Origin of the sequence: Streptomyces sp. NPDC048002, assembly GCF_040653275.1 — a bacterium.
Taxonomy (GTDB): Bacteria; Actinomycetota; Actinomycetes; order Streptomycetales; family Streptomycetaceae; genus Streptomyces.
The window spans coordinates 15933-42153 of the sequence record NZ_JBEZNL010000032.1; the positions used below are offsets into that span (position 1 = coordinate 15933).

Below are 26221 nucleotides of genomic sequence, written 5' to 3' on the forward strand. Positions count from 1 at the left end.
CCGCCTTGGCCTCGGCCTTCTCCTTCTCCGCCTCGGCCTTCTCCCGGTCCCGCTCGGCCTTGGCCTCCGCCTTCTCCCGCTCCGCCTCCGCCTTGGCTTCCGCCTTCTCCCGTTCGGCTTCCGCCTTGGCCTCGGCCTTCTCCTTCTCCGCCTCGGCCTTCTCCCGGTCCCGCTCGGCCTTGGCCTCCGCCTTCTCCCGCTCCGCCTCCGCCTTGGCCTCCGCCTTCTCCTTCTCGGCCTGCGCCTTGGCCGCGGCGGCTTCGGCCTCCGCCTTCTTCTTCTCGGCCTCGGCCTCCGCCTCCGCGGAGATCTCCGACAGCGGGCGGTCGTCCTTGTCGGTGATGCTGGTGTCGAACGCCTTCTCTGCGGTCTTGAACGCCTTGTGGATCTCGACGATGGCCTCGGCACCGGCGGTGCTGAGCCAGTCCTGCACGGACTGCTCCCACCGGCGCACTGCCTCGTCGGCTATCGCCTTCCAGGTGGTCATGTCGCTGGGCCGTCCGTACGACTTGCCCCCGATGACGATCGCGTTCTGGAAGCCGGCCGTCGACACGACGTAGTTGTGCCAACTCGTGTACGGACCGGAGCCGCTGGACACCGTGTCGATGTCCGTCTTGTCGTACTGGGTGTCGAAGAGGGTCAGCCGGGCGTCCTGCAGCATGTCGTAGAGCCAGCGCTGCGGGTTGCTCTCGGCCTTCCACGCCTCCCAGGCGTCGTAGAGCTTCTGCGCCTGGGTGAGGACGACCCGCTGGGCCTCGGCCAGCGCGCGGGCCGGCTCCGAGGTCACCGTCACGTCGTCGATGGTGACGGCGGTTCCCTCGCTGCCCTTGCCGTTGAGCTGGTCGGCGTACCCCTCGTAGTTGCGGGCCAGTTTGTGGATGAGTTCCTTGAAGATGGCGGCCGAGGTGCCGTCCCAGGAGTCGCTGCCCTCACCGATGTCCTCGGTGTCCCACTTGCCGACGGTGACCGCGCTGTCCTCGAAGAACTTCACCACCCGGTCGAAGGCCCTGGCCGCGTCCGTGAAGGTGCGCAGGTCGACGTAGTCGGCGTCGTTCACCGGGATGCCGCGGTTCTCGAACCCGTGGGTGGAGTAGGGCCACATGGTCAGCTGTGCGAGGGCGGCCTTGGAGCCGTAGAGGTACTGGACCAAGGGGTTGGTGTCCCAGTCGAGCTTCTCGCCCTCCTTGTTCCAGCCGCCCTTGTCCTTCAGCTTCTCGCTGGTCTTCGTGTAGCCGGGGATCACGTCGTCACCGCTGGGCGGCCATGACTGGCCGGAGGCGAGGAAGGTGATGTAGGCGCGGTACCGGTAGAGGTACTTGCCCTCGGACACGTCCTGCGCGTCGTCGCTGGGACGGTAGAAGGGGATCGTGTAGTCGGTGTTGTGCGTCTTCCAGCCGCCCGACGACAGGAAACCCGAGGAATACTCCGGGCCGCCGTGCTTGTCCAGCCGGACGTGTATCAGCGGGATGCCGTCATTGCCCTTCAGATTGTCGAACAACGTGCTCCGCTCCGGCAGGATGTAGCCGGTGAGCAGGTCAACCGCTTTCTTCCAGTTGTCGTTGTTGTTGTCCTCGGGGTTGGCCATCGCCGAACTCCGCTACTCTTCCTCTTCGTTACCACCGGGATTTCCGAGGTCACTGTCGACATCCTCGAAGATGTCCATGAACTCGTCCGCGGTGATGTTCTCCAGATTCTTGCCCTGGCTCTTGGCCAGTTCGTCGATGGTGTCCCACAACGCCTGTTCCAGGTCCTCGAAGAGGATCGTCTGGTCCTCCAGGATGCGTACGACCTCACCGGCGCCCTGCTGGATCACCTTGTTCAGGGCTCCCCCGCCGACCGAACTGCTCTCGCCGGCCATACGGCCGATGACGAGTGGTTTCGCCGCGTCGATGGTGGTGGTCGAAATGGAGTCGGCGATGAAGGAGATCGCGGGTCCGGCGCTGGGACTGTCCTTGAGGATGTTCTCCAACTGCGTACGGAAGCCGTCGATCTGGTTGTTGATGAAGTTTCTCAGGAAGGTGCTGTCGAGGACCGTGACGGCCATGCGATCGCCTCTGCGTCACAAATCGGCGTCAGCGGCTTCCGATCCTGATGTCGCCCCACCGCTGCGACAGGTTCTGCTCCGTGTAGCGGTAGTTCGCGGAGATCTCGGAGAGCAGTCCGGAGTGGTTGGCGAGCAGGGTCTTGATGTTCTCGACGGCGTTGTCCCACTTCGCCTGGACCTCGCTGTAGACGTCCCGGTCGTCACCGATCCAGCTGTTGCGGAGTTCGGCCAGTTCCATCTCCAGGTTGGCCAGAATGCTCATGATCGCCTGGGACTGGCCGACCATGTCGTCCGCCGCGCCTTCGGCATGGTTGTAGTCGACGTAGATGTAGCCGTCGGAGAAGTCCATCGGGGTCCTTCAATCAACACGGAGGAAAGGGTGGGGTGGCCGGCTCCCGGCACGCGGCGTCGGTCAGTTCGTCGACGTGTTGGTGCCGTTGAGCTCGTCGAACACCGCCGTGGAGCGTGAGTACTCGGCGTCGATCGCGTCGCTGGTGGATCCCTGCACCAGCCCGTGCTCGCGGAGCGTGCCGTTGAGTTCGTCGACCATGCGGTCCAGGTTGATCAGGATGGTGTCGACATGCTCGTCCCACTGCTCCAGCAGTCTCTTGTACTTTCCGCCGTCCGCGCCGCCGTAGTTCGAGGCGAGCGTGTGCGACGTGGACTGGACGTCCTGCTGGCAGCGCTGCACACCGGTGAAAGCCTGTTCCAGCGCCATGATCCCGTTGCGGGTGGCGCGTTCTTCGGATTGCTGCATGGCCATGAGAGAAATCCCCTTTCGGCGGAACTCACCGAGTCGCGGACCCACACCGTCCCGCGGGCAGACGGGCTGTTCCTGCGATCACGGTCGAATCGCCGGGGCATGGGGGTGGCCAGATGTTATGCAGGGTGCAGCTGGTTTGGCAATTGCCCGCCGGAAGCCTGAAATACCCGGCGCGGAAAGCTCAATTGAGCAATTCCGCGGAATTATCGGCGCTCAGGTGAGCGGTGGGATGGTCAAAGCCGGACAGGGCGGGCACGGGCACCGGCGGAGGAGGTGCGGTCCGCGGGTGCGGCTCGACGCGAAGCGGTCGTCGCACGACGCGAAGTGGGCCCGACGACGCCAAGAATTTCCCTGCCCGACGATTGCCGTGGGTCGGTCCCGGGCCGCATGCGGCCCCGCGCCGCCGCCGGGACAGCGCGCCACCGCCCGGGACGGCGCGCTACCTCAGAGGACAGTGCGCTATCGCCCGGGACAGCGCAGGGTCACCCGTGCCTCGCCCTCGGCCGCCGCCTCCGGTGTGAGGTCGGGGCCGCTGGGGAGCATGGCCAGCATCGGGGCCGGCATCGTACGGGCCTCGGCACCCTCGTACCCCAGTGCCCGGACCGCCTGCTGGGACAGCAGCCGGTACTTCACCCCGTCGTCCGTCACCAGGTACGTGGTGTCGCCCAGCGCGCTTCCGCTCGCGCTCAACACCCGGACCAGCGTGCCCGTTCCGGGCCGTACCGCTATGGAGTCGACCCGCAGGCAGCCCGGTTCGATCTCGGGAGCCGGTGCCTGCACGGCCTCGGGCAGGGCGTCCGCGGGCAGCACCGAGGCGCCCACCCGCACTCCGGATGCCGTGGAGTCGACCTCGGCGCAGGCCACGGAGTCCCCGGCCACCACGACCGCCTTCGGCGGCTTCGCGGGCAGCCCCGCCTGGTCCGCCCCCGAGGCCCCCGCACCGGGGGCGAGATGCCCGGCCAGGCTGTCCGCGCCGAGCGTGGCCACGGTCGCGGTCCGGCCGCCGTAGGCCAGCTCACGGGTGCGCGGATCGCCCAGCAGCAGGGTGGCGCCGGTGTCGGTGAGCGGGACGAGCCCCTCGCGGGTGAGGAGGTGGTGACGGGCGGTGGAGCCGGGCACGTCGACCCGGAACAGCTGCCCGATCCTGGTGCTCCGCCCGGCCAGTTCGGGTCCCTTCTCACCGCGGCCGGGCACAGCGGCGGGGGCGAGGTCGGGGCCCAGCGGGAAGGCGTCGAGGAAGGCGGCGGACACCGGGCGCGGGGTGACGCCGCCGTACCCGAGGGCCTCGGCCGCCTTCGCCCGGTCGTCCAGGCGCAGTCGGCTGCCCTGCCAGAGCAGGTACGCGGTCTCGTCGGGGCCGGTCACCAGCAGGCCCTGGTCCCGGCCGAGCCGTCCGCCGCCCGGTACGTCCGGCGGGGTGCCGGTGCCCAGGGCGAGCGTCGTGGTGGCCGTGACGACGCCCGTCGTACGGGGCCGGACGCCGGAACAGACCAGCCAGGGCGTCCGGTCCAGGTCGCCGGAGGCCGGCAGCGCCTCGGGGCCGTCCGGGATGCCGATGGGCGTCCCGTGCGGGGTGCCGGCCAGCGAGGAGGTGCCCACGGTGGTGACGTCGACGGGCCCGCCGGTGAGCAGGCGTGCCGAGGCGTGGTTGCGCACCGGGCGCAGCCGGCCGTCGAGGTACAGGTAGCGGGCGCCGGTCTGCTTGTCCACGATCAGGTGCTCGCCCGAGCGCCACGAGTCGTTGCCGCCCGGCCTGATCAGCCCGAAGACGAAGGCGCCCGCGCAGACCAGCACGGCGATGATCACGCCGATCGCGGCGCCCCGGTTGGTGCGGCCCAGCGGGCTCTCCGGGGCGTCGGGCTCGGAGCGCAGCATGGCCGAGGCCAGCCGCCCCATGATGAAGAGGTGCGCCTGTACCTGGTCGCGCTTGCTGTGCATGTCGCCGTTCTCCCGGGTCAGCCGTTGATGCCGCGGAGCCAGCCGTAGACGCCCGTCGACCAGAGCGTCAGGGGCAGCAGGCTGAGTGCGGCGAGCGAGTGCAGCAGTTCGGCCGCGCGGCCCCAGTACGGGACGAGCCGCCGTCCGGGCACGGTCCACGAGGCGATGACGATCGCGGCGGCCAGCCCCATGAGTCCGGCCGTCAGGGTCAGCCGGTCGGCCGGGGCGAGCGAGCGGGCGGCCTGGAACAGCAGCAGCGCCACGCCCCAGGCGCCGGCGGCGGTCAGGGCCAGCCGCTGCCATACGTTGCCCAGGCCCCTGCTGTGCAGCAGCAACAGCAGGGAGAGGGCCACGACGACGAGGATCTCGGGGAGGCCCGGCCCGGTCAGGAGCGCGACCAGGCAGTACAGGCACACGAGGCCGACGGCACCGTAGAGGGCGGTCATCCAGCCGTCGGCGAGCGCGGACCGCGCCTCCACCTCCGAGGAGGAGTACGGGTCGATGCCCTGCTGGAGCTGCTGGACGTTGGTGGGCAGGGGCGGCATCCGCATCCCGGCCAGCCGGAACGACAGGGACGGGACGAACCCGCCGAAGAGCACCACCACGACGGCCACCACACCGGCAGCCTGTTCCGGCGCCAGGTCCAGGATGATCAGTGCGGCGCCGAGCGCGCCCGCCGCCGCGACGCAGGCCGCGCCGATGAAGAGCGCCGGGTACGTGCCGACCGCGGCCAGGGCCAGTACCGCGCCCGCGCCGGCGGCCGCGGACGCCGCCAGGAGCCGGGCACCGAGCACGGCGTCCCCGGCGGTGCCGCCCAGGTCGCCGCCGGGCAGCAGCCAGCCGGCCAGCGCGAAGTAGGGTGCCGCCATCAGTCCGAGCACCGATCCGGCCCCGGCGTCGCCGACCGCCCGGGAGGCGGAGCCCGCGCCGGCGATCAGCAGCAGTCCGGCCGCGGCGGCGGCGACCGCCCGCACCCAGCCGGCCGTTCCCGGCATGGCGAGCAGCACCACGCCCAGCGCGAGGGTGGCCACGGCCAGTCCGCGCAGCAGCCGTCGGCCCGCGTCGGCGCTCCAGCCGTGCGGCCTGCGGCTCATGCCCTCGGCGATACCGTCGACCAGGTCGTCGATGTGCACCTCGGGCAACGCCTCGGTGCGCGGGCGCAGATAGAGTTCCTCTCCGTCCCGCAGTCCGAGGGAGTCCAAGGTACTCTCGGGGTCGAGCGGTGGACCGCCGAGGCGTTGGAGTACCCAACCCCCGTGCTCCAGACCGGATTCCTCCAGGTCGTCCCCTCCGTAGCCGATCACTGTGGGCAGCAGATCGGCGACGGGGACGTCGGAGGGGACGGCCAGGTCGACGGTCCTGGCCGGAGCCCGTACGGTGACGCGGCACAGGCTTGCCGTCTGAATCTCGGTCATGGGATCGGGTTTCACACTTTCTGGCGGTCCGCGGTGATCGCGGTGGCTGGAAGGTGGCAGCGGCACACCGGTCGGTCGCCGAACGCGACGAAATGAGTCGGACGGGGCATGCGCCGACGAGTTTGACCGCACGCCGGACTTTTCGCAACACCACTCCCGGAGTTCAACTCCGGGGAAACTCCCGGTAATTCCCCCGCTTCCGCCGCTTGGCACCCTGAACCCCTTACGAAAAACCGCGACGTTCCCGCGAGGTTCGCCCGGAATTCCTTCCGAAATCGTTGAGGAGGACGTTCGTTGAGCGTGATCCTGTTCCGCCGACCGGCCCGCCGCAAAGGGCCGGAAATGCCGTCGGGGGAACTGAGCCTTCAGGAGCCGCCCACGCTCCCGGAAGTCGTCCCGGACAGTTCCGCGGTGTGGACGTATCTGCCGATGGCGCTGATGTCGGTGTCCATGATGCTGATGTTCATGCGGCCCGGAATGAGCCGGGACAGCGGCGGCTTCATCTACATCGCGCTGGGTGTGATGGTGGTCGCGTCGGCGGGGATGATGCTCGGTCAGGTCATGCGCCGCAACTCCGAACGCAAGCAGCGGATGAAGGGGGAACGCCGGGACTACCTGCGCTATCTGCGGCAGACCCGGCGCATCGTGCGGGCCTCCGTCGTCGAGCAGCAGCGGGCGCTGGCCTGGCGGCATCCCGAGCCCGACGCGCTGTCGTCGCTGGTGCGCAGCACCCGGCTGTGGGAGCGGCGTTCGTCGGACGAGGACTTCGCCGAGGTGCGGATGGGCGTCGGCGACCAGCGTCTGGCGATGCGGCTGACACCGCTGTCGACCAAGCCCGTCGAGGACCTGGAGCCGCTGTCGGCGCACGCGCTGCGCAGTTTCACCCGGGCCTACTCCACCGTCCGGGACCAGCCCATCGCGATCTATCTGCGGGCCTGGTCGAAGGTGCTGTTCCGGGGGGACGAGGACCGGACGCGTGCCCTGGCGCGGTCCCTGCTGGGGCAGTTGGCCGTCTTCCACTCCCCCGACGACCTGTGGATCGCGCTGTGCGTCTCGGACGAGCGGCGTGCCGAGTGGGAGTGGGCGAAGTGGCTGCCGCACAGTCTGCACCGGCACGAGGAGGACGGCGCGGGCCCGGCCCGAATGATCGCGTCCGCCTTCACGGAGCTGGAGAACCTGCTGGGCGCGGAGTTCCTGGAGCGCCCGGCCGCCGATCCGGACGCGGTGCCGGGTCGGGAGGAGCCCTACACGGTCGTCGTGATCGACGGGTGCACGGTGCCGGCGGGGCACCGATTCGACGGGCACGGGTTCCGCAACGCGGTGGTGCTCGATCTCACCGGTGCGCTCGCCTGGAAGCCGGGGCGGACCACGCTGCGCCTGGAGGTGGACGGGGACGGGGTCGCGCTGGTGCGCACCGACCGCGACCGCAAGGAGCAGTCGACGGTGCTCGGCCGGCCCGACCGGCTGGGTACGGCGGGCGCCCTGTCGCTGGCGCGGCTCCTCGCCCCGTACCGGATGAGTGTGGGCGGGGACGACTCGCGGCCGCTCGCGAGCGACGTGGAGCTGACCTCCCTGCTGAACATCCCGGATCTGCACAAGCATGTGCCCGCCACGCTGTGGGAGAGGTCGACCGGGAGTGCCCGGCTGCGGGTACCGATCGCGGTGAGCGGTGAGGGCAGGCCGGTGGAACTGGACATCAAGGAGTCCGCGCAGGGCGGGACGGGCCCGCACGGCATGCTCATCGGGGCCACCGGTTCCGGCAAGAGCGAGCTGCTGCGCACCCTGGTGCTGGGTCTGGCGCTGACCAACTCCTCCGAGACGCTGAACTTCGTCCTCGTCGACTTCAAGGGCGGCGCGACCTTCCTCGGCCTGGACGAACTCCCGCACACCTCGGCGGTGATCACCAACCTGGCGGACGAGGTGGCGCTGGTCGCGCGGATGCAGGACGCCCTGCACGGGGAGCTGATCCGGCGGCAGGAACTGCTGCGCGCGGCGGGGAACTTCACGTCGGCGCTGGAGTACGAGAAGGCACGGCAGTCCGGGGCGCCGCTGCAACCGTTGCCGAGTCTGTTCGTGGTGGTCGACGAGTTCAGCGAACTGCTCGCCTCGCACCGGGACTTCATGGAGCTGTTCGTGATGATCGGCCGGCTCGGGCGCAGTCTCGGGGTCCATCTGCTGCTGGCCTCGCAGCGGCTGGACGAGGGCCGGATGCACCAGTTGGAGAGTCATCTGTCGTACCGGATCGGTCTGCGGACGTTCTCGGCGATGGAGAGCCGGGGCGTGCTGGGCGTGCCGGACGCGTACGAGCTGCCCGCGCAGCCGGGGGCGGGCTTCCTCAAGAGCGGGGTCGACGCGCTCACCCGGTTCCGTGCCGCGTATGTGTCGGGGCCCTACCAGCGGCGGCGGGCCGTCGCGCAGGCGCAGGTGGCGCGTCAGGTGGTGCCGTGGACGGCGGAGTGGGTGGTGCCGCGCGCTCCGGCGGTCCCGGACCCGGGTGAGCCCGACGGGGCGGAGCCGGAGCCGGACGGCGAGGGCGAGGGGGACGGGGAGTCGCTGCTGTCGGTGGCGCTGGACCGGCTGCGCGGCTCGGGTCCGCCCGCCCATCAGGTGTGGCTCCCGCCGCTGGGCCGTCCCTCCACCCTGGACCAGATCCTGCCGCCGCTGGCACCGGATCCGCGGTTCGGGCTGACCACGGCGGACTGGCCGATGCGGGGCCGGCTGACCGTGCCGGTGGGGGTCGTGGACCGGCCCTTCGACCAGTTGCGCGACCTGCTGACGGTCGACCTGTCGGCGGCCGGTGGTCATGTGGCCATCGCCGGTGGCCCGCAGAGCGGCAAGAGCACCCTGCTGCGGACCCTGATCACGGCGCTCGCCCTCACCCATACCCCGCGCGAAGTGCAGTTCTACTGCCTGGACTTCGGCGGTGGCACCCTCGCCGCCCTCGATGAACTGCCCCATATGAGCGGCGTCGCGGCCCGCGTGGACAGCGAGCGCGTGGGGCGGACCATCGCCGAGGTGACCTCGCTGCTCGCCCGGCGGGAGCGGTTCTTCCTGGAGCACGGCATCGACTCGATGGCCACGTACCGCAAGCGGCGCGCGGCGGGCGAGTTCGCCGAGGAGCCGCACGGGGACGTCTTTCTGGCGATCGACGGCTGGGCCACCGTGCGCCAGGACTTCGACCGGCACATCCCCACCTTCAACGCCCTCGCCGCCCGCGGCCTCAACTACGGCGTCCATCTGCTGATCACCACCGCCCGCTGGGTGGAGCTGTCGTCGTCGGTGCGCGACCAGACCGGGACCCGGCTGGAGCTGCGGATGGGCGATCCGATGGACTCGCAGATCGACTCCCGCAGGGCGGCGGCGGTCCCGCGCAGCGCGGGACGGGGGCTGACCGCCGACAAGCTGCACTATCTGTCGGCGCTGCCGCGGGTGGACGGCGTCGAGGACGCCGACGACCTCGCGGACGGGGTGGCGGGCCTGGTAGCCGCGATCGCCGAGAGCTGGCCGGGTCCGGCGGCGCCCCGGGTGCGCATGCTGCCCGCGAACCTGCCGGTCGGGGAGCTTCCGGAGCCGGACGGCGAGCAGGGTCTGCGGATCGCGCTCGGTCTGGACGAGAACGAACTGGCGCCGGTGTGGCACGACTTCACCGAGAACCCGCATCTGATCGTGGTCGGTGACACGGAGAGCGGCAAGACGAACCTGCTGCGGCTGGTCGCGCGGGGCATCACCGAGCGGTACACGCCGGCCGAGGCCCGCATCATGACGGTGGACTTCCGGCGGGAACTGGTGGAGAGCGTCCCCGAGGCGTACCGCCTGGGGCACGCGGTGTCCCTGGACATGCTGCGGGAACTGGTGGACGGCGCGGCCCGCGCGGTCCGGCAGCGGGTGCCGGGCGAGGACATCGCGCCGTCCCGGATGCGGCTGTGCGACTGGTGGCAGGGTCCGCGGCTGTTCATCCTGGTCGACGACTACGACATGGTCGGCAGCGGTCCCATGGCGCAGCCGTTCGCGCCGCTGCTGGACCATCTCGCGCTGGGGCACGAGGTCGGGCTGCACCTCGTGGTGGCGCGGTCCTCGGCGGGCGCCGGGCGGGGTCTGAACGAGGCGCTGCTGCGTCGGCTCCAGGAGGTCAACACGCCCGGTCTGCTGATGTCCTGCCCGCCCAGCGAGGGTTACCTGTTCGGCAGCGTGAAGGGCCGTGAGCTGATCCCGGGCCGGGCGATCCGGATCGCGCGCCGCAAGACGCTCCAGATCCAGACCGCCTTTGTGGAGGACACCCTCTGATGGTCCCGCCGAGCCTCTTTCGCCGCGCCCGTGGCACTCCCGTGCGGTCAACGGCTCTGCGGGGGGCGCCAGTTCCTCGCGCGGCCGCGCGGGATCACGAACGCCAGCGCGGCCAGCAGCAGCACGGCCGTCAGGGACACGGCGGCGATGGCCAGGGAGCGGGAGTGCGGCGCGGAGTCCGCGGCTTCCGGCATCCGGGCGACGGCGGGTGCCGGTGTGGCCGCCCGCGCCTCGTCCTGGACCTGGGAGAGCGCGGCGTACGGGTCGAGGCGCGGAATGTCCGACGGGTAGGCGGTGGCGAGGAGCCTGCGGGTGACCTCGGCTGCCGTCAGTTCCGGGCGGTAGGCGCGGACGAGTGCGGCGGCGCCGGCGACGGTCGCCGTGGCCAGGGAGGCGCCGGACCCGATGTAGTGGCCGGAGCCGCGCGGTCCGACGCTGACCATCGAACTGCCCGGCGCGGCGAGGTCCGGCCGGTGGGCCGGCGGCGCGTTCTCCTGCCGTACTCCCCCGGGCCCGAAGTCCACGACGGACAGGACGCCCGGGGCGGCCGCCGGCCAGTACGGCCCGGTGGGCATCTCGCCGTCCGGGCCGAGTTCGGTACGCGGCACGGCGTCCGGGGCGGCGGGGGCCACGACCACCGCGTCGCGCCGGGCCGCGTGCGCGACGGCCGCGGTGAGTTCGGCCTCACCGGTCCGCAGGGCGTGGCCGACGTAGATGACCTGCGCGCCCCGGTCGGCGGCGGTGCGGATACCGGCGGCCACCAGGGCCGCGGAGGGTACGCCCCGGTCGTCGGTGCCCGGCAGGGCGAGGACCTTCGCCCCGGGGGCGACCCCGGTGATGCCGCTGCCCCGCTCGGGCGCCGCCGCGATCAGACCGGCGGCGAAGGTGCCGTGGCCGACGCAGTCCTCGTCCGCCGCGCCGAGGTGGGTGACCCGGCCGGCGAGGCTCGGGACGGCGGGGGCGACTCCGGTGTCGACGACCGCGACGGTGACGCCGGCGCCCCGGGAGATCCGCTGGGCCCGGGGCAGGCCGAGCGCGGTCTGCGACCAGGCCGCTCCGGTGGCGGTCCGCTCCGAGGCCCCGGTGCACGGATTGCCCTCGCCGAGGCGGACGGGCAGCGGGGGCAGCAGCGTGGTGCCCGGGTCCGCGGCGCCCGGACTCTCGGAGGGCGCGCCCGGCGCGCCCGTGGCGGCGACGGCGGGCGCGCCGCCCGCCGTGAGGACCACGGCGACCGCCAGGGCGACCCGCGCACACCGCTCTTTCTTCACATTCCGCATGTCCCGCATGATATGCACACAACAGGTACGGCGTACAACGCCAACTACCGTTCAGCACAAGGAGGTTCGAGGCGTGGCACGGCACATACTCACGGTCGACGCGGAACGGTCGGACGGCTTCCCGACGATCGGTGAGGCCCTGGCCCAGGCGCGCACCGGTGCGGTGATCCGGGTCCGCCCCGGCCGCTACGCCGAGAACCTCGTCATCCGGCACCGGGTGACGATCCTCGCCGAGGGCGAGCCCGGCACGGTCGAGCTGTGCCCCCGGGACGGCACCGCCGTCACCCTCATGGCCGACGCCGTGATGCTCGGCTCCCTGACCGTCCGGGGCCGGGACAAGGAGGCCCCCGTCATCGACGTACCCGCCGGACAGGCGGCCCTCGACGGCTGCACCGTGACCGGCGCCGGATGGGCCGCGGTCCTGGTGCGCGGCAAGGGCTCGCTGGCCGCCCGGGGCTGCCGGATCACCAACCCCGGCGGCGCCGGCCTCGTCGACTCCTCGGAGTCCGAGAGCATCGTCGAGGACTGCGTGTTCGAGAACTTCGGCACCTCGGCCGTGGTGCTCGGCGAGACCGCCGCGCCGCACATCCGCGACTGCCGGATCCGCGGCGCGCGGGCCAACGGCGTGCTCGCGAGCGGCGAGGCCCGCGGCACCGTGGAGGGCTGCGACATCTCCGGCACGGACAAGCCCGCCGTCGCGCTGGAGGGCCACAGCTCCACCCGGGTGCTGGGCTGCACCGTGCACCACACCTCGGTCGGCCTGCTGGTGACCAGCATGGCCCGCCCCGAGATCGAGGAGACCTCGTTCGAGTCCCTCACCCAGAGCGGCATCGTCATCTCGGGCGGAGCCGACCCGGTCCTGAGCGGCTGCGTCACCCGGCGCACGGCCGCCGGCGGGCTCCTCGTCCTGGACCGCTCGCGCGGAACCCTGGAGGGCTGCTCGTTCCACGGCGCGACCGAGGCGGCGGTGCGTGTCCTCGGCGGCAGCGCCCCGCTCCTGCGGAACACCGTGGTGAGCGACTGCGCGGACACCGCGGGGGCGGTGCAGCTCGCCGACGACTCCACCGCCGAGTTCGAACGCCTGGACGTCCTGGACGCGGCGGGCGTCGGCATCTCGGTGCGCTCCGCCGCCGACCCGCTGCTGCGCCACACCAGGGTCGTCGGATCCGGCGGCCACGGCATCGAGTTCACCGACGACGGACGCGGCCGGCTGGAACACTGCGAGGTCGAATCCGCCGGGGGGTGCGCGGTGAGCGTCGACGACGACTCCGACCCCCGTATCAGCGACACCGTCCTGCGCTCCGCCGCCCGTTCGGGCCTCCTCGTCGGCGAACGCGGCCGGGGCACCCTGCGGGACTGCGAGATCGGGGACAGCGCGGACGCCGGGGTCGGCGTGCGGGACGGCGCGGAGATCGTCCTGGAGCGGGTCCGGGTGCACGGCTCGAAGGCCCACGGCGTCCAGGTGTCGCGCGGCGGCCGGGCCACCCTCGACGCCTGCGAGATCACCGGCAGCACCGGCGACGGCATACGGATCGACTCGGCCGAACCGGTCGACGTCACCCGGTGCGTCGTACGGGACAACCGGGGCGCCGGACTGCGTCAGAGCCGGGCGGGCGAACGGCTCACGGTAGAACTGCTGACCAGCGCGGACAACGGACTGGCGGACAGCTGGGGCGAGTCGGCCGCGGCGGCCGTCGGGGACGGCGCCCCGGGCGCACCCGGCGGCGAGCCGGAGCCCGAGGGCCCGCTGGCCGAACTGGAGGCGCTGATCGGCCTGGAGAACGTCAAGCACCAGGTGACCACGCTGGTCAATCTGAACCAGCTCGCGGAGCGCCGACGCCGGCTCGGCATGCCGGTCCCCTCGATGAGCCGCCACCTGATCTTCGCGGGGCCGCCCGGCACCGGCAAGACCACCGTCGCCCGCCTGTACGGCAGCATCCTCGCGGAACTCGGGGTGCTGCGCAGCGGGCATCTCGTCGAGGTCGCCCGCGCCGACCTCGTCGCGCAGGTCATCGGCGGTACGGCGATCAAGACGACCGAGGCGTTCACCAGCGCGCTGGGCGGAGTGCTGTTCATCGACGAGGCGTACACGCTCACCGTCGAGGGCTCCTCCAACGACTTCGGCCGGGAAGCCGTCGACACCCTGCTGAAGCTGATGGAGGACCACCGCGAGGACGTCGTCGTGGTGGCGGCGGGCTACTCGGAGCAGATGCAGTCGTTCCTGTCCGCCAACCCCGGCCTCGCCTCCCGGTTCACCCGCACCATCGAGTTCGGCAACTACGCGGTCGACGAACTGGTGACGATCACCGAGAGTCTCTGCGCCCGGCACCAGTTCGAGCTCGGGCCGCTGACCCGGGAGGCCCTCGCCGTCCGCTTCGAGCAGATGACCAGGGACGCGTCCTTCGGCAACGGCCGGGCGGCACGCTCGGTGTTCGAGGACATGGTGGACCGACAGGCGTTCCGGCTCGCCGCCATGACCGACCCGGCGGAGGAGGATCTGACGCTGCTGCTGCCGCAGGACGTCGGTGACGCGGAGGCGGCGGCCGTCGGCGGGACGGCCGAGAGCACCGCGGACGAGCCCGACCCGATGGCCGAACTCACCGCCATGGTCGGACTCGCCGCCGTGAAGCGGGAGGTCGCCGATCTCGTCAGTCTGCTCACCAACGCCCGGCAGCGGATCGCCGCGGGCCTGCCCGCGCCCCGGATCAGCAACCATCTCGTCTTCAGCGGACCGCCCGGGACCGGCAAGACCACGGTCGCCCGGCTGTACGCACGACTGCTGCACTCGCTGGGGGTGCTCCCCCGCGACTCCCTGGTGGAGGTGGCACGGGCGGACCTGGTCGGCCAGTACGTCGGCCACACCGCCCAGCGCACCAAGGACGTCTTCACCGGCGCGCTGGGCGGGGTGCTGTTCATCGACGAGGCGTACACCCTGACGCCCGAGGGCTCGGCCAACGACTTCGGCCGGGAAGCCGTCGACACCCTGCTGAAGCTGATGGAGGACCACCGTGACGAGATCGTCGTCGTGGTGGCCGGCTACACCGAGGAGATGGGGCGCTTCCTGGCCTCCAACCCCGGACTGACGTCCCGCTTCTCGAAGTTCGTGACGTTCGAGGACTACAGCACGGACGAACTGGTCACCATCGTGTCCCGCCACGCGGCGGTCGCCGGGTACGAGTGCGCCGAGCCCACGCTCGCCGCGCTGCGCGACCATGTGGACGGCGTGCCGCGCGACCGGTCCTTCGGCAACGCGCGGCTGGCCCGGCAGTTGCTGGAGACGATGATGACGAGCCAGGCGCGCCGGCTGGGCGGGATCGCCTCGCCCAGCCTCGCCGACCTGACCACGCTGCTGCCGCAGGACCTGCCACCGGCCCGGCGGACGACACCCGCGCTGTGACCGGGCACGGACGCCTGTCCTGTGCCCGGGTGCGGACGCCCGCCGGACGGTTCCGGCGGGCGTCATGTGCCGGTCATACGGTGAACCGGACGGCCTCCAGCCACCACTGCGGTTCCGTCGTCCCGCCGAAGATCCAGCCCTGGGACGTCTCGCAGGCCAGCCCGCCCCAACCGTGTCCGGCGAGCTTGTGGTTCTGGCAGACGTTGCCCGCCTCGACCCCGATGGTGAAGCCGCTGAGGTTCGGCGCGTTCGAGGCGGCGCTGCCCAGGATCAGGTCCAGTCCGTCGGCCGCGCCCGACCACTCCGTGGTCCAGCCGTCCTTCTGGATGAACTCGTTGGCGTTGACCCGCTTCGCGTCCGCCACCGCCAGGTTGATCGCGGTGATGGCCCGCCCGCTGCCCTCCCGGCCCGCGGTGGCCCCGTCGCAGGCCGGGGCGGTCCAGCCGGAACCCTTCACATGGACCCGGTAGCAGATGTGCCGGCCGGGGTTCGAGGCGGCCAGCCGTTGGACGGCGTAGGCGGCGGTGTTCGGCGGAAGCTTGGGCGGATCGTTCTCCTCGATCCGGGTCTCCGCCTTGCGGGTGGCGGTCGGCTCGCTCGCCGGGGCCGAGGTCGGCACCGGTGCGGGCTTCTCCGCGGCGGGCTTCGGCTTGGCGGACGGCTTCTTCGACGACGGCTCCGGTGTGGGCTCCGCCGGGGCGTAGTCGCCCTTCGGCACCTCCTGGACGTCCTCCTCCAGCAGGGTGTCCGACCCGGCGGCCACCGCCACGTCCTTCTTCTTCTCGTCCGAGTCGTCGGACGCCCAGATCAGCAGCGGCACCGAGAGCAGGACGACACCGACCAGCCCGGCCGCGGCCAGCAGGGGCTTCTTGGGGTTACCGGTCGGAGGCCCGTCCGCCCCTCCGGCACCGGCCGCCGCGGCACCGCCGGCCCGGGAACCGGCGGCCTCGGCATCGGGGGCGGCGGCCCGGACCGCGGCGGCGGGCTCCTCGGCGCCCACGCTCGCCGCCTCCGCGCGCTCCTGCTCGGGGCGCTCCTGTTCCGGGCTCTGCTCTTCCGGCTGCTCCTCCTCGTTCGGGCGCTCCTCCTCGTTCGGGCGCTCTTGTGCGGCGGGGGCCTCCGGCTCCTCCGTGCTGCCGCCCGTCGTGGTGGCCTCCTCGTCCGTGCCGCGGACTCCGGCTCCGGCCGGCTCCGACCCCAGCCCGGCCGTACGCGGTGCGGCCGGTGCCAGCATCGGGCCGGGGTCGGCCGCGGCGGCCCCGAGGGAGACCGCGCGGCGGACGGACGGGCCGCCGCCGGCCTCGGGCCCTTGGGGGGCTGACTGGTTCTGACTGGCCATCATTCTCCTTGAGCGTGCGGACTGTGGGGTGACGGGTGGTCGGGCGCGGCATGCGGCGCGGCCCCCGTCGGTGGCCCGTCCTGGCCCAGGGGCCCGGAACACCGCTCGGGCCACTCCCGCGCCGCACCGGCGCGCAGGCCCTGGGCGAGCGCCTGTTCGAGGTTCGCGAGCGCCTTGAGGTCCAGGCCGCTCAGTTCCTCCGACCCGTCCATGTAGGCGGTGGCGTTCCCGGGCAGCTCCCGCAGGAGTACGACGGAGGAGGCGCCCGGCACGTCCCGCACCCCGAGCACCCGGAAGCCGGTCCCCGGGACGAAGACGATCTCCTCGTACGTCCCCGGGGCGCCGTTGCCGTGCAGCTGACGCACGTTGCGACCGGTGACGGACCAGATCGCGTAGCGGACGGAAGCGCCGGTGGGGAGCGGCGGGGTTCCGGCCAGGGCGCTGACCGGGGCCGGGTCCTGCAACAGCGAGCCGGTCACGGGATCGGGTCCGCCGACGGCACCGCCGCGCAGGGCCACACCCCGGTAGGAGGGGAGCCGGCGCAGGGCCGACGCCAGGCAGCCGGCGTAGGGCATGAGACGGCCCTCACCGGTGTGCAGGTCACGGATCAGCTCGCGGTGGTGCAGCGGACCTTCCTCGGCGGTGAGGTAGGCGTGCGCCGCGACCAGGTCGGTCCGGGCGACCTCCAGTTCATGGCCGCGCAGGGCGGGCAGCCGGGTGAGGACCCGGGACACGGCGGCCGCGTGGCCCTCCCAGGCACCGGCCGACGCGTCCCGGAAGGCGGCCCGCTCGGCAGCGGAGCTGACGTGCCCCGGGGCGAAGGGGAGGACGGCGGGGGGACGGGGCGGAGCCTGTCGGGGCGGTTCCTCGCGGGGCGGGTTCTCGCGGGTGCTGGGCTGCGCCTCCCGGGTGCTGAGCGGCGCCTCGCGGGTGCGGGCACGTGGTGCGGGCGCTTCGGGTGCGGGTTCCTTCGCGCTCGGCGGTGCGGGGGCGGGCTCCTGCGGGCTCGGGGGTTGGGCGGCCCGTGCCAGTGCCGGTGCTGGCTTCGATTCCGGTGCCGGTTCCGGTTTCGGTTCCGGGGATGGCGTCGGTTCGTGTACCGGGCCGCGTGGTTCGGTGGGTCCGGACCGTCCGGTCGCCGGTTCGCTCACGCTCTCCGTGTCCGGCGGTGCGACGGCTCCGGGCGGTCGGGCGGCGGCCACGGACGCCGAGGCCGTCCGCTGGGGGACGGTGGGCAGCGGGGCGCCACTCGCGGTCGCCTCGGAAGCCACGGTCACGTCGGGTGCCTCTGCCGTCTCGGTGGCGGGGCTTCCCGACGGGAGGGGCTCCGAGGACACCGCGGGGACCGGCCGCCTGCCCACCGGCCCCGCCGGGAGGACATTCGCTTCGATGCTGCCGTCCGGCCGATCGGGGTGCTCAGGGGCGCGACCCTCGACACCGGGGGCTGCCTGCGCGGCGCCGGAAGCAACACGCACCGGCCGCCCCGTACCACTGGACCCCGCCCGCCCGGGAATCGGAGCATCGGGCACCGAAGTCCCGCCCGGCACACCCTCATTCGGCGCTCCCGCGTCGGGCCCGCCGACAGTCGCCGTACCGCTCCGGTGCGGCACCCCGGGTCGGTGGGGCGCAGCCCCGCCCGAACCGGCCGGTGTCGCCGCCCGGTTGGCGGTCGCCCCGGCCGGCCCGGACCGCCCGGTCGTGACGTAGCGGATTCCGGGGACGCCGTGTTCCGCGGCGAGTCGGCGAAGGGCGCCGTCGCCCCCGAGGAGTCTGCCGCGGACCATCAAGGTCGTGCGAGCCCGGACGTCGGCGCCGAGTCCGCGCAGCAATTGTGAGAGGGCGGGCAGCAGGCTGCCGTCCAACGGCTGCCCCGGCGCGCCCAGTTCGATCGCGCACACATCGGGATCCACCGCTGGTCCGGCCACTGCGGGACGCGGCCCGTCGGGCGCCCACAGGGCGAGTCCGGCGCGGGTCACGGTGGCCTGCCAGCGGTCCGTGAGCCGTACCGTCCCCGGCTCCGTACCGCTCAGGATCCACTCGGGCGGGTGCGGGCTCACCGGTCTGGGCGCGGGGGTGTGCCCGTCCCCGGCGGTGGGCGCGCAGACCACGGACGACAGGAACGGCCGCCAGCTGGGCCGCCCGTCCCGTCCCACGAGCGTGGGACGGGGTGCCGTCCCGGGCGCAGCGTGGTCGTCGAGCAGGGGGAGTCCGGTGAGCACCTCCACCTCCGAGCCCAGCAGCTCGGCGACGGACTGTCCGAGCCGGAGCAGATCACGCCTTCCACCGGGCGCGAGCCGCGCACGGGCGCGTTCCGCCTCGGGCAGCCCCGCGAGCACGGCGGCGACCTCGTCGGCGGCGACGTCCTCCGCCTGCGGCGCGCCGACCAGCACCGTGAGGCGCTCGAAGTCGACGGGCACGGAGAAGCAGAGGTCGTCGAGGGCCGGGCCGGGCGCCTCGGCGGGGCGGATGACCACACCCGCCGGAACGCGGTCGACGACACAACCCCCGGAGGTGCGCACGGGCACCCCGTCCAACGCCTCCTCCCACACGGGGACCGGGGCGCGCCGACCGAGCCGGCGGGGTTCCGCGCCGGGCGCGAACCGCCACCAGCCGCACATGGGGCCGGAGTCGCCGTGCACGAACAGCGCGCCGCCGGGGGTGACGAGGACGGCGCCGTCGGGAGCCGTCACCTCCAGTTCCCATGCCTCGGCGATACGGCGGGCCACGCAGGGCCGGTCCGGCCGGTCGGCGCCGGCACCGGACATCACGAGCCTGATCCGGTCGGTGCCGCGCTCGCGCAGGGAGTCCAGCAGCGCGCCCAGCCGGGCCCAGTGGTCGGCGTCGGGCGCGGCTCCCCCGGCCGCGGTGCCCACGATCACGGTGACGACGTCGGCGTCGTTGCCGACGGCACCCGCCACTTCGGCCACGGCGTCCAGGGGGAAGGAGTCGTCCTCCACCGAGCGCACCAGCAGGACACCGTCGACGTCCTCGACCGGCGGACCGGCGCGCCCACCGGACGCCCCGGACGCCCCGGACGCGCCTCCGGAGAGCGTGCGGTCCTGGCCGGGTCCGGGCCTGCGCCGCCGACCGGGGATCACCGATGACCAGCGGCTCACGCTGCCGTCCCTCCGGCGGGCCGGACCGCCTCCACGAGCACCCGGGCGGTGCCGGTGGCGGCGGCGGTGGACCGCTCGTCCGCTGCGGGACGGTCGGCTCCGCGCACAGCGTCGGGGTCCAGCAGCATGCTCACCGCGGCCGACGGGTTCACGTACAGCACGTGGCCCTCGGGCACCCGAGTCAACAGGTCGTCCACGACGACGAGTTCGAAGGCGAACCGGCCCGCTGTGTGCAGGAAAACCGAGGACGTGAAGACCGGCACCACCGGGGTCCCGTCCGTCGCGGCCGCGCTCAGGGGACCGCCGTCCGAAGCCGTCAGTACGGCCACCTCGCGGCCGGCCAGCGCGGCCGCCACCGCCTCGCCGGGCCCGTAGCCCGTGGCGGCGAGCTGGACGGCGCGGTCCACCTCGTCCTCGGGTTCGGGCCAGCCGAGCGCCCGGGGCGACGGCCGGTACTCGGGGTTCTCCTCCCACTCGACGATCTCGCCGTCCGCTCCGGACCGCCACCGTCCGGTCATCGCCCACAGCGGGGGGCGACCTTCGCCGGACCAGGTCGGGTCGACCGCGCCGAGCCAGTGGTCCGGGGCGAGGCGGCCCGCCTCGCGGATATCGTCCGGCACAGGCGGAAGGGTGCCGTCCGGCACGGTCGGAAGGGTGCCGTCCGGCTCGCTCATCGCGTTCCTCGTACGGTGTCGATGTCGGTGTCGGTGTCGGTGTCGATGTCGGTGTCGCGGGGTGCCGGGACGACGGTCCCCGGGGAGCCGTCCGGTTCGTCGTGCCAGAGCAGCAGGCGCGCGGTGGTGGCGTCCGTGACGAGTCCGGTGAGCAGGCCCGATCTCAGTGCGGCGCGGATCGCCCGGGTGCCGCGCCCGCCGGCGGCGACGCCGATCAGCTCCGTGACCTCGCGCAGTGCGGCGGTGTCGACGGAGATCATGCGGGAGGTCAGCTCCGTGGGAACCGGTCGGCCGTCGGCGTCCAGCACCTGGCCCGCCACTTCGGCGCAGGCTCCCGCCACCCGGAGGGTGCGGCGCTCGGCCTCGGACAGGGCGTCGTGGACCGGTGAGTGCGGACCGTCCCAGGCGCCGACCCCCACGACAGCCTTGGTGACCAGGCCGAACCGTTCCAGGGCCTCGGCGGTGCCGGGCTGACCGCGCAGCAGCGCCGCGGTCGCCGCGTCCGGCAGGAGGAACGGGACATGGAGCGGGTACGCCCGCCCGCCGCCCGCCGCGGCCGTACGGCGGACCGCGGCGATCGCGGAGTCGTGGGCGAGGTCGTGTCCGCGCACCCCGGTCAGTTGGACGACGTCGCAGAGGGGCAGTCGGCCGACCGCCTCGCTGAAGGCGTCCACGGTGTGGCTGCCGTCGAGTCCGAGGACGTCACCGTCCTGGGCGATCTCGGAGATCAGCCGGGCGGCCGCGATGCCGAGCCAGCGGCCGGTCCGACGCGGGTCCCCCGTACCGCCCTGACCGCGGGCCAGGCTGACGACGATGCCGTGCCGGAGCCCGAAGCGTTCGGTCAATGCCCGTCCGAGCGGGACGTCGACCTCGGCGGGGACCGTGATGTCGATGCGTACGATCTCGTGCGCGACGGCCGCCTCCAGCAGGCGGGCCACCTTGAACCGGCTGATGCCGAACTCCTTGGCTATCTCCACCTTGGAGCGGTTCTCCAGGTAGAAACGCCTGGCTACGGCGGCGGCGAGGAGCGTGTCGATCGGCGGGGGTAACGCCACCACGTCAGCCGATTCGGCCATCTCGGTTCTCCGCACTCTCGTCGATCCGTCAACTCACCGTTTCCGTATGCCAGTTCATCCGGGCGAGGTGAGTAGCACATGACGAAAGGGCGACCACTGGGTGACGCCAGGGGCCGAAGTGGCACACGAGGCCGGCGGGTCGGCGGGGTCGGCGGGTCCGCCCCCGCCGGTCCCGCCGCCCCGGATTCCCTCCGTCTCAGCGGCCGAGTTCCCCGCGGCGGCCGCGTCGCAGCCTTCGCCGCTGCGAGGGGTCGAGTGCGAGGTACGCGGCGGCCGGGACGCCCAGGATGATCAGAAGTGCCGCCCACCAGGGCAGCCAGATGAGCAGAAAGATCCCGACCGCCGCACCCCCAGCGGCGATCTTGTGGTTCCTCGTCATATGAGTCGCCTCCTCCGCGGCACACTGCCGCTCTCTGCTCTGAAAACGGGCCCGCGCTCCCCCCGGTTCCGGACCACGACCCTGAGGCATCCCTGAGGTGCGCCCCTTACTGGTCCCCCGGAGGCACTCACCACCCTCCCACGCGAGTGACCCGGAACACATCCCTGCCCGACCGGTTCGGGCAGGCTGGTGCTGTACCCTCGGCGACTCCGCCCAGTAGTCAAGTTTGAGGAATTAGCCATAGCTGCGCAGAAGGCTTCCCCGGCTCACCCTTCCGAGATCTTCGAACCCGCCCACTGCCTCGCCGTGTTCGTCCCCGGTGACCCGGCACGCGTCGGCCGGGTCGCCTTCTGGCGCCCCGACGGCTCACCCCTTGCCCGCCCCGACGGATCGCCCCTCGTCCGCCCCGACGGGACCTGGGCCGGGAACCTGACGGCCGGCGGATGCACGGCCGGGCATCCGACGGCCGGCGGAGCCACGGCCGGGGACCTCACGGTGGTCGCGCCGGGTCCCGAGGGCGTCGAGCGGGTGACCGTGCCCGCCGTGCTGCTGCCTCTCCCCGCGGCCCTGCCGGTCCTGCTTCGCGCCCGTGCCGTGGCGGGCGCGCACCGAGCGCCCGCGTTCTGGGGCTCGGCAGCCCTGCTGGCTCTGCACCTCGTGGCAAGGGGCCTGCTGCTGCCCGGCCTCTCCCCCGAGGACCACGACGCCTGGCGGATCGGCCCGCTCGCCTCCGCGGACCTCGAGGACCTCCGGCGGCTCGCCGCCGCGATGCCTCCCGAGGCGCACTCCGTCCCGCTGCCCGCCCCGGGCCCGCCCCGCCTGCCCGACCCCGAGCGGCTGCTGCGCGCCTTCCTGGACGCCGTCGCGGACACCCTGCCGCGCACCCCCGCGGCCCCCTTGGTCACCGGCGGGCCCGCCTACGCGGCACCGGAGCCGCGGACGCTGCCCGGACACCGCGCCTGGGCCGCCGATGTCGCCGCGGGCCACGACGCCGGAGTGCGCCTGTCGCTGCGCGTCGAGGTCCCCGGCCTGACCGACGCCCTCGAAGCGGACGAGGCGCCCGCGTTCCGCGCGGTGCTCCAGGTGCACGGCGCCGTCGATCAGGCCCTGGTCGCTGACGCCTCCCAGGTGTGGTCCGGGACCTCCGCCTTCGGCTCCCGCGCGCGGATGGACGCCCTGCTGGCCCTGCGCCGCGCGGCACGCGCGTGGCCGACGCTGACCCCGCTGCTCTCGGCGGCCGTGCCGGACGCCGTCGAACTCGCCGACGAGGAGGTCGCCGACCTGCTCTCCACCGGGGCACGGACCCTGGCCGGAGCAGGCGTCGACGTGCACTGGCCCCGGGGACTGGCCCGCGAACTGACCGCCCGCGCGGTGATCGGACCGCCCGACGAGGAGAGCGGCCCCACGAGGCTCGCCGCCGACACGCCGTCGTTCCTCTCCGCCGACGCGCTGCTCTCCTTCGACTGGCGGTTCGCCCTCGGCGACCGAACGCTCTCCCGGGACGACCTGGACCGGCTGGCCGAGGCCAACCGGCCCCTGGTGCGTCTGCGCGACCAGTGGGTCCTCGTCGATCCCGAGGAGGTGCGCCGCGCCCGGGGACAGCGGGACCACAAGGTCACGCCGGTGGACGCGCTCGGCGCCGCGCTCACGGGCTCGGCCGAGGTCGACGGACGTACCGTCGAGGTGCAGCCCACGGGGTGGCTGGCGGCGCTGCGCGAGCGGCTGGCCGACCCCGAGGGGCAGGAGCAGGTGCCGCAGCCCGCGGCGCTCGCGGCCACCCTGAGGGACTACCAGCGGCGGGGCCTGAGCTGGCTGGCCCGTACGACCTCGCTGGGCCTGGGCTGCTGCCTCGCCGACGACATGGGCCTCGGCAAGACGATCACCCTGGTGGCGCTGCATCTGCACCGGCAGACGGACCCCGCCTCGGCGGGTCCCACCCTGGTGGTGTGTCCGACCTCGCTGATGGGCAACTGGCAGCGCGAGATCGAGCGGTTCGCGCCCGGCACACCGGTGCGGCGCTTCCACGGCGCCCGGCGCGACCTGGCGGACCTCGCCGACGGGGAGTTCGTGCTCACCACGTACGGCACCATGCGGCTGGACGCGGCCCGGCTCGCCGCGGTGCCCTGGGGCCTGGTCGTCGCGGACGAGGCCCAGCACGTGAAGAACCCCTACTCCGCCACCGCCCGGGAGCTGCGCTCGATCGGGGCACGCGCGCGCGTGGCGCTCACCGGCACCCCGGTGGAGAACAACCTCTCCGAGCTGTGGGCGATCCTCGACTGGACGACACCCGGGCTGCTGGGGCGGCTCGGCACCTTCCGAAGCCGCTACGCGCAGCCCGTGGAGACCGGCCGGGATCCGCTCGCCGCGGAGCGGCTGTCCCGTCTGGTCCGCCCGTTCCTGCTGCGCCGCCGCAAGTCGGACCCCGGGATCGCGCCCGAGCTGCCGCCGAAGACCGAGACCGATCGCGCGGTCTCGCTCTCCAAGGAACAGGCCGCCCTGTACGAGGCGGTGGTGCGCGAGACGCTCGCGGAGATCGCCGAGGCGGACAGCATGGCGCGGCGCGGGCTGATCGTGAAACTGCTGACGGCGCTGAAGCAGATCTGCAACCACCCGGCGCAGTACCTCAAGGAGGAACGGCTCGGGACCGCCGGGCGGTCCGGGAAACTGGAGCTGCTGGACGAGCTGCTCGACACGATCCTCTCGGAGGACGCGGGCGTGCTGGTCTTCACCCAGTACGTGCGCATGGGGCGGCTCGTCGAGCGGCATCTGAGGGCGCGGGGCGTGCAGGTGCAGTTCCTGCACGGCGGAACGCCGATCGCGGAGCGGGAGGAGCAGGTCCGCCGCTTCCAGGACGGTGAGGTGCCGGTCTTCCTGCTGTCGTTGAAGGCGGCGGGCACGGGGCTGAACCTCACCCGGGCCGAACACGTCGTGCACTACGACCGCTGGTGGAACCCGGCGGTGGAGGCGCAGGCCACCGACCGCGCGTACCGGATCGGCCAGACCCGGCCCGTGCAGGTGCACCGGCTGATCGCCGAGGGGACCGTCGAGGACCGGATCGCCGACATGCTGAGCCGGAAGAAGGAGCTGGCGGACGCCGTGCTGGGCTCGGGGGAGGCCGCGCTGACGGAACTGACGGACGCCGAACTGACCGAGCTGGTCGAGCTGCGAGGGGGCGCGTGATGGCGGAACACGGTGCGTACGACGACGTGGAGCGCACGTTCGCGGCGCTGCCTCCCGCGCAGGGCAGGGGCTTCGCGCAGACCTGGTGGGGGCGGGCCTGGCTGAAGGCCCTGGAGGACACGGCGCTCGACCTCCAGCAGCTCAAGGCGGGGCGCCGGCTGGCGCGCGCGGGAGGGGTGGGCGCGGTGTCGGTGCGCCCGGGACGCATCACGGCCGTCGTCCAGGACCGCGACGGCACGCGTCACCGCGCGGACGTGCTGCTGGAGGAGCTGACGGACGACCAGTGGGACCGCTTCCTGGAGACGGCGGTGGAGCGGGCCGGGCATGTCGCGGCGCTGCTGGACCGCGACATGCCGCCGCATCTGGTCGAGGACGCGGCGGGCACCGGAGTCGAACTGCTGCCGGGCATGGGCGACCTGGAGCCGCAGTGCGACTGCGGGGCCTGGGACCACTGCGGCCACACGGCAGCCCTGTGCTACCAGCTGGCACGTCTGCTGGACCAGGATCCCTTCGTGCTGCTGCTGATGCGGGGACGGGGCGAACGGGCCCTGCTGGACGACCTCCAGGCCCGCGGCTCCGCTCCCGTCGAGGCGGCGCCGGAGCCGGAGGGAGTGGACGCCGCGGAGGCGTTCGCCGCCGGTGGCATCCTGCCGTCGCTCCCGGATCTCCCCGCACACCCTCCGGAGCCGGGCCTGCCGCCCTCGCTCGACACCGAGGCCCCGGCACCGCCCGGCACGGACGTCACGGCGCTGGAGTTCCTCGCCGCCCGCACCGCGGCGGAGGCACACCGGGTGCTGGCCGCCACCCAACGCGGGGACCACGACCGGACGGGGTTCGTCGGGCTGCCCGCGGCCGAGGACGCGGTCCGGCTCGCCGCCGGGGCTCCCGGGCCGGCGGTCGCCGAGCGCCTCGCCGCTGGTTCGGGGCGCAGCCGGGAGCAGTTGGCGCTCGCGGTCCGGGCCTGGGGATACGGCGGTGCGGCGGCGCTGTCCGTACTGGAGGACGAGTGGACCGTGGAGGGCGAGGTCCTGGCACGCGCGCGTACCGCCCTGGAATCCGCCTGGGAGGAGGACGAGCGCCCCGTACTGCGGTCCAGGGCCAACCGCTGGACCGCAGCGGGTACTTCGGCGCAGGTACGCCTGGACCGGGACGGCCGCTGGTGGCCGTACCGCAAGGAACGGGGCCGCTGGGTGCCGGCCGGCGGCCCGGCGGGGGACCCGGCGACCGCGCTGGCCTCCACGGAGCCGGGTCCCCCGCCCCGGTGACCCCGTGCCCCAGGTGACCTCGGAGTCCGCGGCACGCGGGTGAGGCGGGGGCGGCGGCTCGACGATCGGCCCAC

16 protein-coding genes are annotated in these 26221 nt (G+C 73.2%); 4 read left to right on the top strand and 12 right to left on the bottom strand.

What is annotated here, in order from left to right; genetic code table 11:
- The 6 genes from AB0E07_RS29680 to eccD form a co-directional block, all read right to left on the bottom strand.
- Window positions 1-1585: AAWKG family protein (locus tag AB0E07_RS29680; RefSeq protein WP_362258886.1), on the bottom strand; the 1585-nt coding region annotated here is incomplete at its 3' end.
- A 12-nt stretch (window positions 1586-1597) separates the two neighbouring features.
- Window positions 1598-2044, bottom strand: a complete 447-nt coding sequence (locus AB0E07_RS29685; RefSeq protein WP_362258889.1) for a type VII secretion system-associated protein — start codon at window positions 2042-2044, stop codon at window positions 1598-1600.
- Window positions 2045-2072: 28 nt separating this feature from the next.
- Complete coding sequence (locus AB0E07_RS29690) at window positions 2073-2393, bottom strand: WXG100 family type VII secretion target (protein ID WP_362258891.1); 321 nt, start codon at window positions 2391-2393, stop codon at window positions 2073-2075.
- A 63-nt stretch (window positions 2394-2456) separates the two neighbouring features.
- Window positions 2457-2807 (bottom strand): hypothetical protein, encoded by a 351-nt coding sequence (locus AB0E07_RS29695; protein ID WP_362258894.1) that lies wholly within the window; start codon window positions 2805-2807, stop codon window positions 2457-2459.
- Between the two features lie 459 nt (window positions 2808-3266).
- A complete protein-coding gene (eccB, locus tag AB0E07_RS29700; protein ID WP_362258897.1) occupies window positions 3267-4745 on the bottom strand; it encodes a type VII secretion protein EccB in 1479 nt (492 codons plus the stop codon).
- Between the two features lie 17 nt (window positions 4746-4762).
- Entirely contained in the window at window positions 4763-6160 is a 1398-nt protein-coding gene (gene eccD, locus AB0E07_RS29705) for a type VII secretion integral membrane protein EccD (protein ID WP_362258899.1), read from the bottom strand.
- A gap of 300 nt (window positions 6161-6460) precedes the next feature.
- Here eccD and eccCa point away from each other — a divergent pair, with 300 nt between their 5' ends.
- Window positions 6461-10444, top strand: coding sequence for a type VII secretion protein EccCa (eccCa, locus tag AB0E07_RS29710; protein ID WP_362259012.1), 3984 nt, complete (start codon window positions 6461-6463; stop codon window positions 10442-10444).
- A 47-nt stretch (window positions 10445-10491) separates the two neighbouring features.
- Here eccCa and AB0E07_RS29715 read toward each other — a convergent pair whose 3' ends face one another.
- Window positions 10492-11721, bottom strand: a complete 1230-nt coding sequence (locus AB0E07_RS29715) for a S8 family serine peptidase (protein WP_362258903.1) — start codon at window positions 11719-11721, stop codon at window positions 10492-10494.
- 73 nt (window positions 11722-11794) lie between these two features.
- Between AB0E07_RS29715 and AB0E07_RS29720 the strand changes: the two genes are divergently transcribed.
- Window positions 11795-15118 carry a right-handed parallel beta-helix repeat-containing protein gene (locus AB0E07_RS29720; protein WP_362258906.1) on the top strand — a complete coding sequence of 1108 codons (3324 nt, stop codon included), beginning with the start codon at window positions 11795-11797 and terminating at the stop codon, window positions 15116-15118.
- A gap of 73 nt (window positions 15119-15191) precedes the next feature.
- On the opposite strand, the gene AB0E07_RS29725 is transcribed toward AB0E07_RS29720, so the two are convergent.
- From AB0E07_RS29725 to AB0E07_RS29745, 5 genes are all read right to left on the bottom strand, one after another.
- Window positions 15192-16457: a hypothetical protein gene (locus AB0E07_RS29725; protein ID WP_362258909.1), complete on the bottom strand. Its 1266-nt coding sequence runs from the start codon at window positions 16455-16457 to the stop codon at window positions 15192-15194.
- Complete coding sequence (locus AB0E07_RS29730; RefSeq protein WP_362258912.1) at window positions 16457-19573, bottom strand: hypothetical protein; 3117 nt, start codon at window positions 19571-19573, stop codon at window positions 16457-16459. Before AB0E07_RS29730 ends, AB0E07_RS29725 begins: the two co-directional genes overlap by 1 nt.
- Window positions 19570-20247, bottom strand: coding sequence for a type VII secretion system-associated protein (locus AB0E07_RS29735; RefSeq protein ID WP_362258915.1), 678 nt, complete (start codon window positions 20245-20247; stop codon window positions 19570-19572). The genes AB0E07_RS29730 and AB0E07_RS29735 overlap by 4 nt, the downstream gene beginning before the upstream one ends.
- On the bottom strand, window positions 20244-21323 hold the full coding sequence (locus tag AB0E07_RS29740) for a sugar-binding domain-containing protein (RefSeq protein ID WP_362258917.1): 1080 nt from the start codon (window positions 21321-21323) through the stop codon (window positions 20244-20246). Before AB0E07_RS29740 ends, AB0E07_RS29735 begins: the two co-directional genes overlap by 4 nt.
- Window positions 21324-21519: 196 nt before the next feature.
- Window positions 21520-21702, bottom strand: a complete 183-nt coding sequence (locus AB0E07_RS29745) for a hypothetical protein (RefSeq protein ID WP_362258920.1) — start codon at window positions 21700-21702, stop codon at window positions 21520-21522.
- A gap of 240 nt (window positions 21703-21942) precedes the next feature.
- On the opposite strand from AB0E07_RS29745, the gene AB0E07_RS29750 reads away from it, so the two are divergent.
- Window positions 21943-24882, top strand: coding sequence for an SNF2-related protein (locus AB0E07_RS29750; RefSeq protein WP_362259015.1), 2940 nt, complete (start codon window positions 21943-21945; stop codon window positions 24880-24882).
- The gene (locus AB0E07_RS29755) at window positions 24882-26147 is read left to right on the top strand and encodes an SWF or SNF family helicase (RefSeq protein WP_362258923.1); all 1266 of its coding nucleotides are present in this window, start codon (window positions 24882-24884) and stop codon (window positions 26145-26147) included. The genes AB0E07_RS29750 and AB0E07_RS29755 overlap by 1 nt, the downstream gene beginning before the upstream one ends.
- The last annotated feature ends 74 nt before the right edge of the window (window positions 26148-26221 follow it).

Coding starts and splice junctions, on each gene's coding strand:
- eccD (WP_362258899.1), bottom strand. CDS start 6,160: ATGACCGAGATTCAGACGGCAAGCCTGTGCCGCGTCACCGTACGGGCT.
- AB0E07_RS29745 (WP_362258920.1), bottom strand. CDS start 21,702: ATGACGAGGAACCACAAGATCGCCGCTGGGGGTGCGGCGGTCGGGATC.
- AB0E07_RS29725 (WP_362258909.1), bottom strand. CDS start 16,457: ATGGCCAGTCAGAACCAGTCAGCCCCCCAAGGGCCCGAGGCCGGCGGC.
- AB0E07_RS29685 (WP_362258889.1), bottom strand. CDS start 2,044: ATGGCCGTCACGGTCCTCGACAGCACCTTCCTGAGAAACTTCATCAAC.
- eccB (WP_362258897.1), bottom strand. CDS start 4,745: ATGCACAGCAAGCGCGACCAGGTACAGGCGCACCTCTTCATCATGGGG.
- AB0E07_RS29755 (WP_362258923.1), top strand. CDS start 24,882: ATGGCGGAACACGGTGCGTACGACGACGTGGAGCGCACGTTCGCGGCG.
- AB0E07_RS29690 (WP_362258891.1), bottom strand. CDS start 2,393: ATGGACTTCTCCGACGGCTACATCTACGTCGACTACAACCATGCCGAA.
- AB0E07_RS29715 (WP_362258903.1), bottom strand. CDS start 11,721: ATGCGGAATGTGAAGAAAGAGCGGTGTGCGCGGGTCGCCCTGGCGGTC.
- AB0E07_RS29740 (WP_362258917.1), bottom strand. CDS start 21,323: ATGGCCGAATCGGCTGACGTGGTGGCGTTACCCCCGCCGATCGACACG.
- AB0E07_RS29695 (WP_362258894.1), bottom strand. CDS start 2,807: ATGGCCATGCAGCAATCCGAAGAACGCGCCACCCGCAACGGGATCATG.
- AB0E07_RS29735 (WP_362258915.1), bottom strand. CDS start 20,247: ATGAGCGAGCCGGACGGCACCCTTCCGACCGTGCCGGACGGCACCCTT.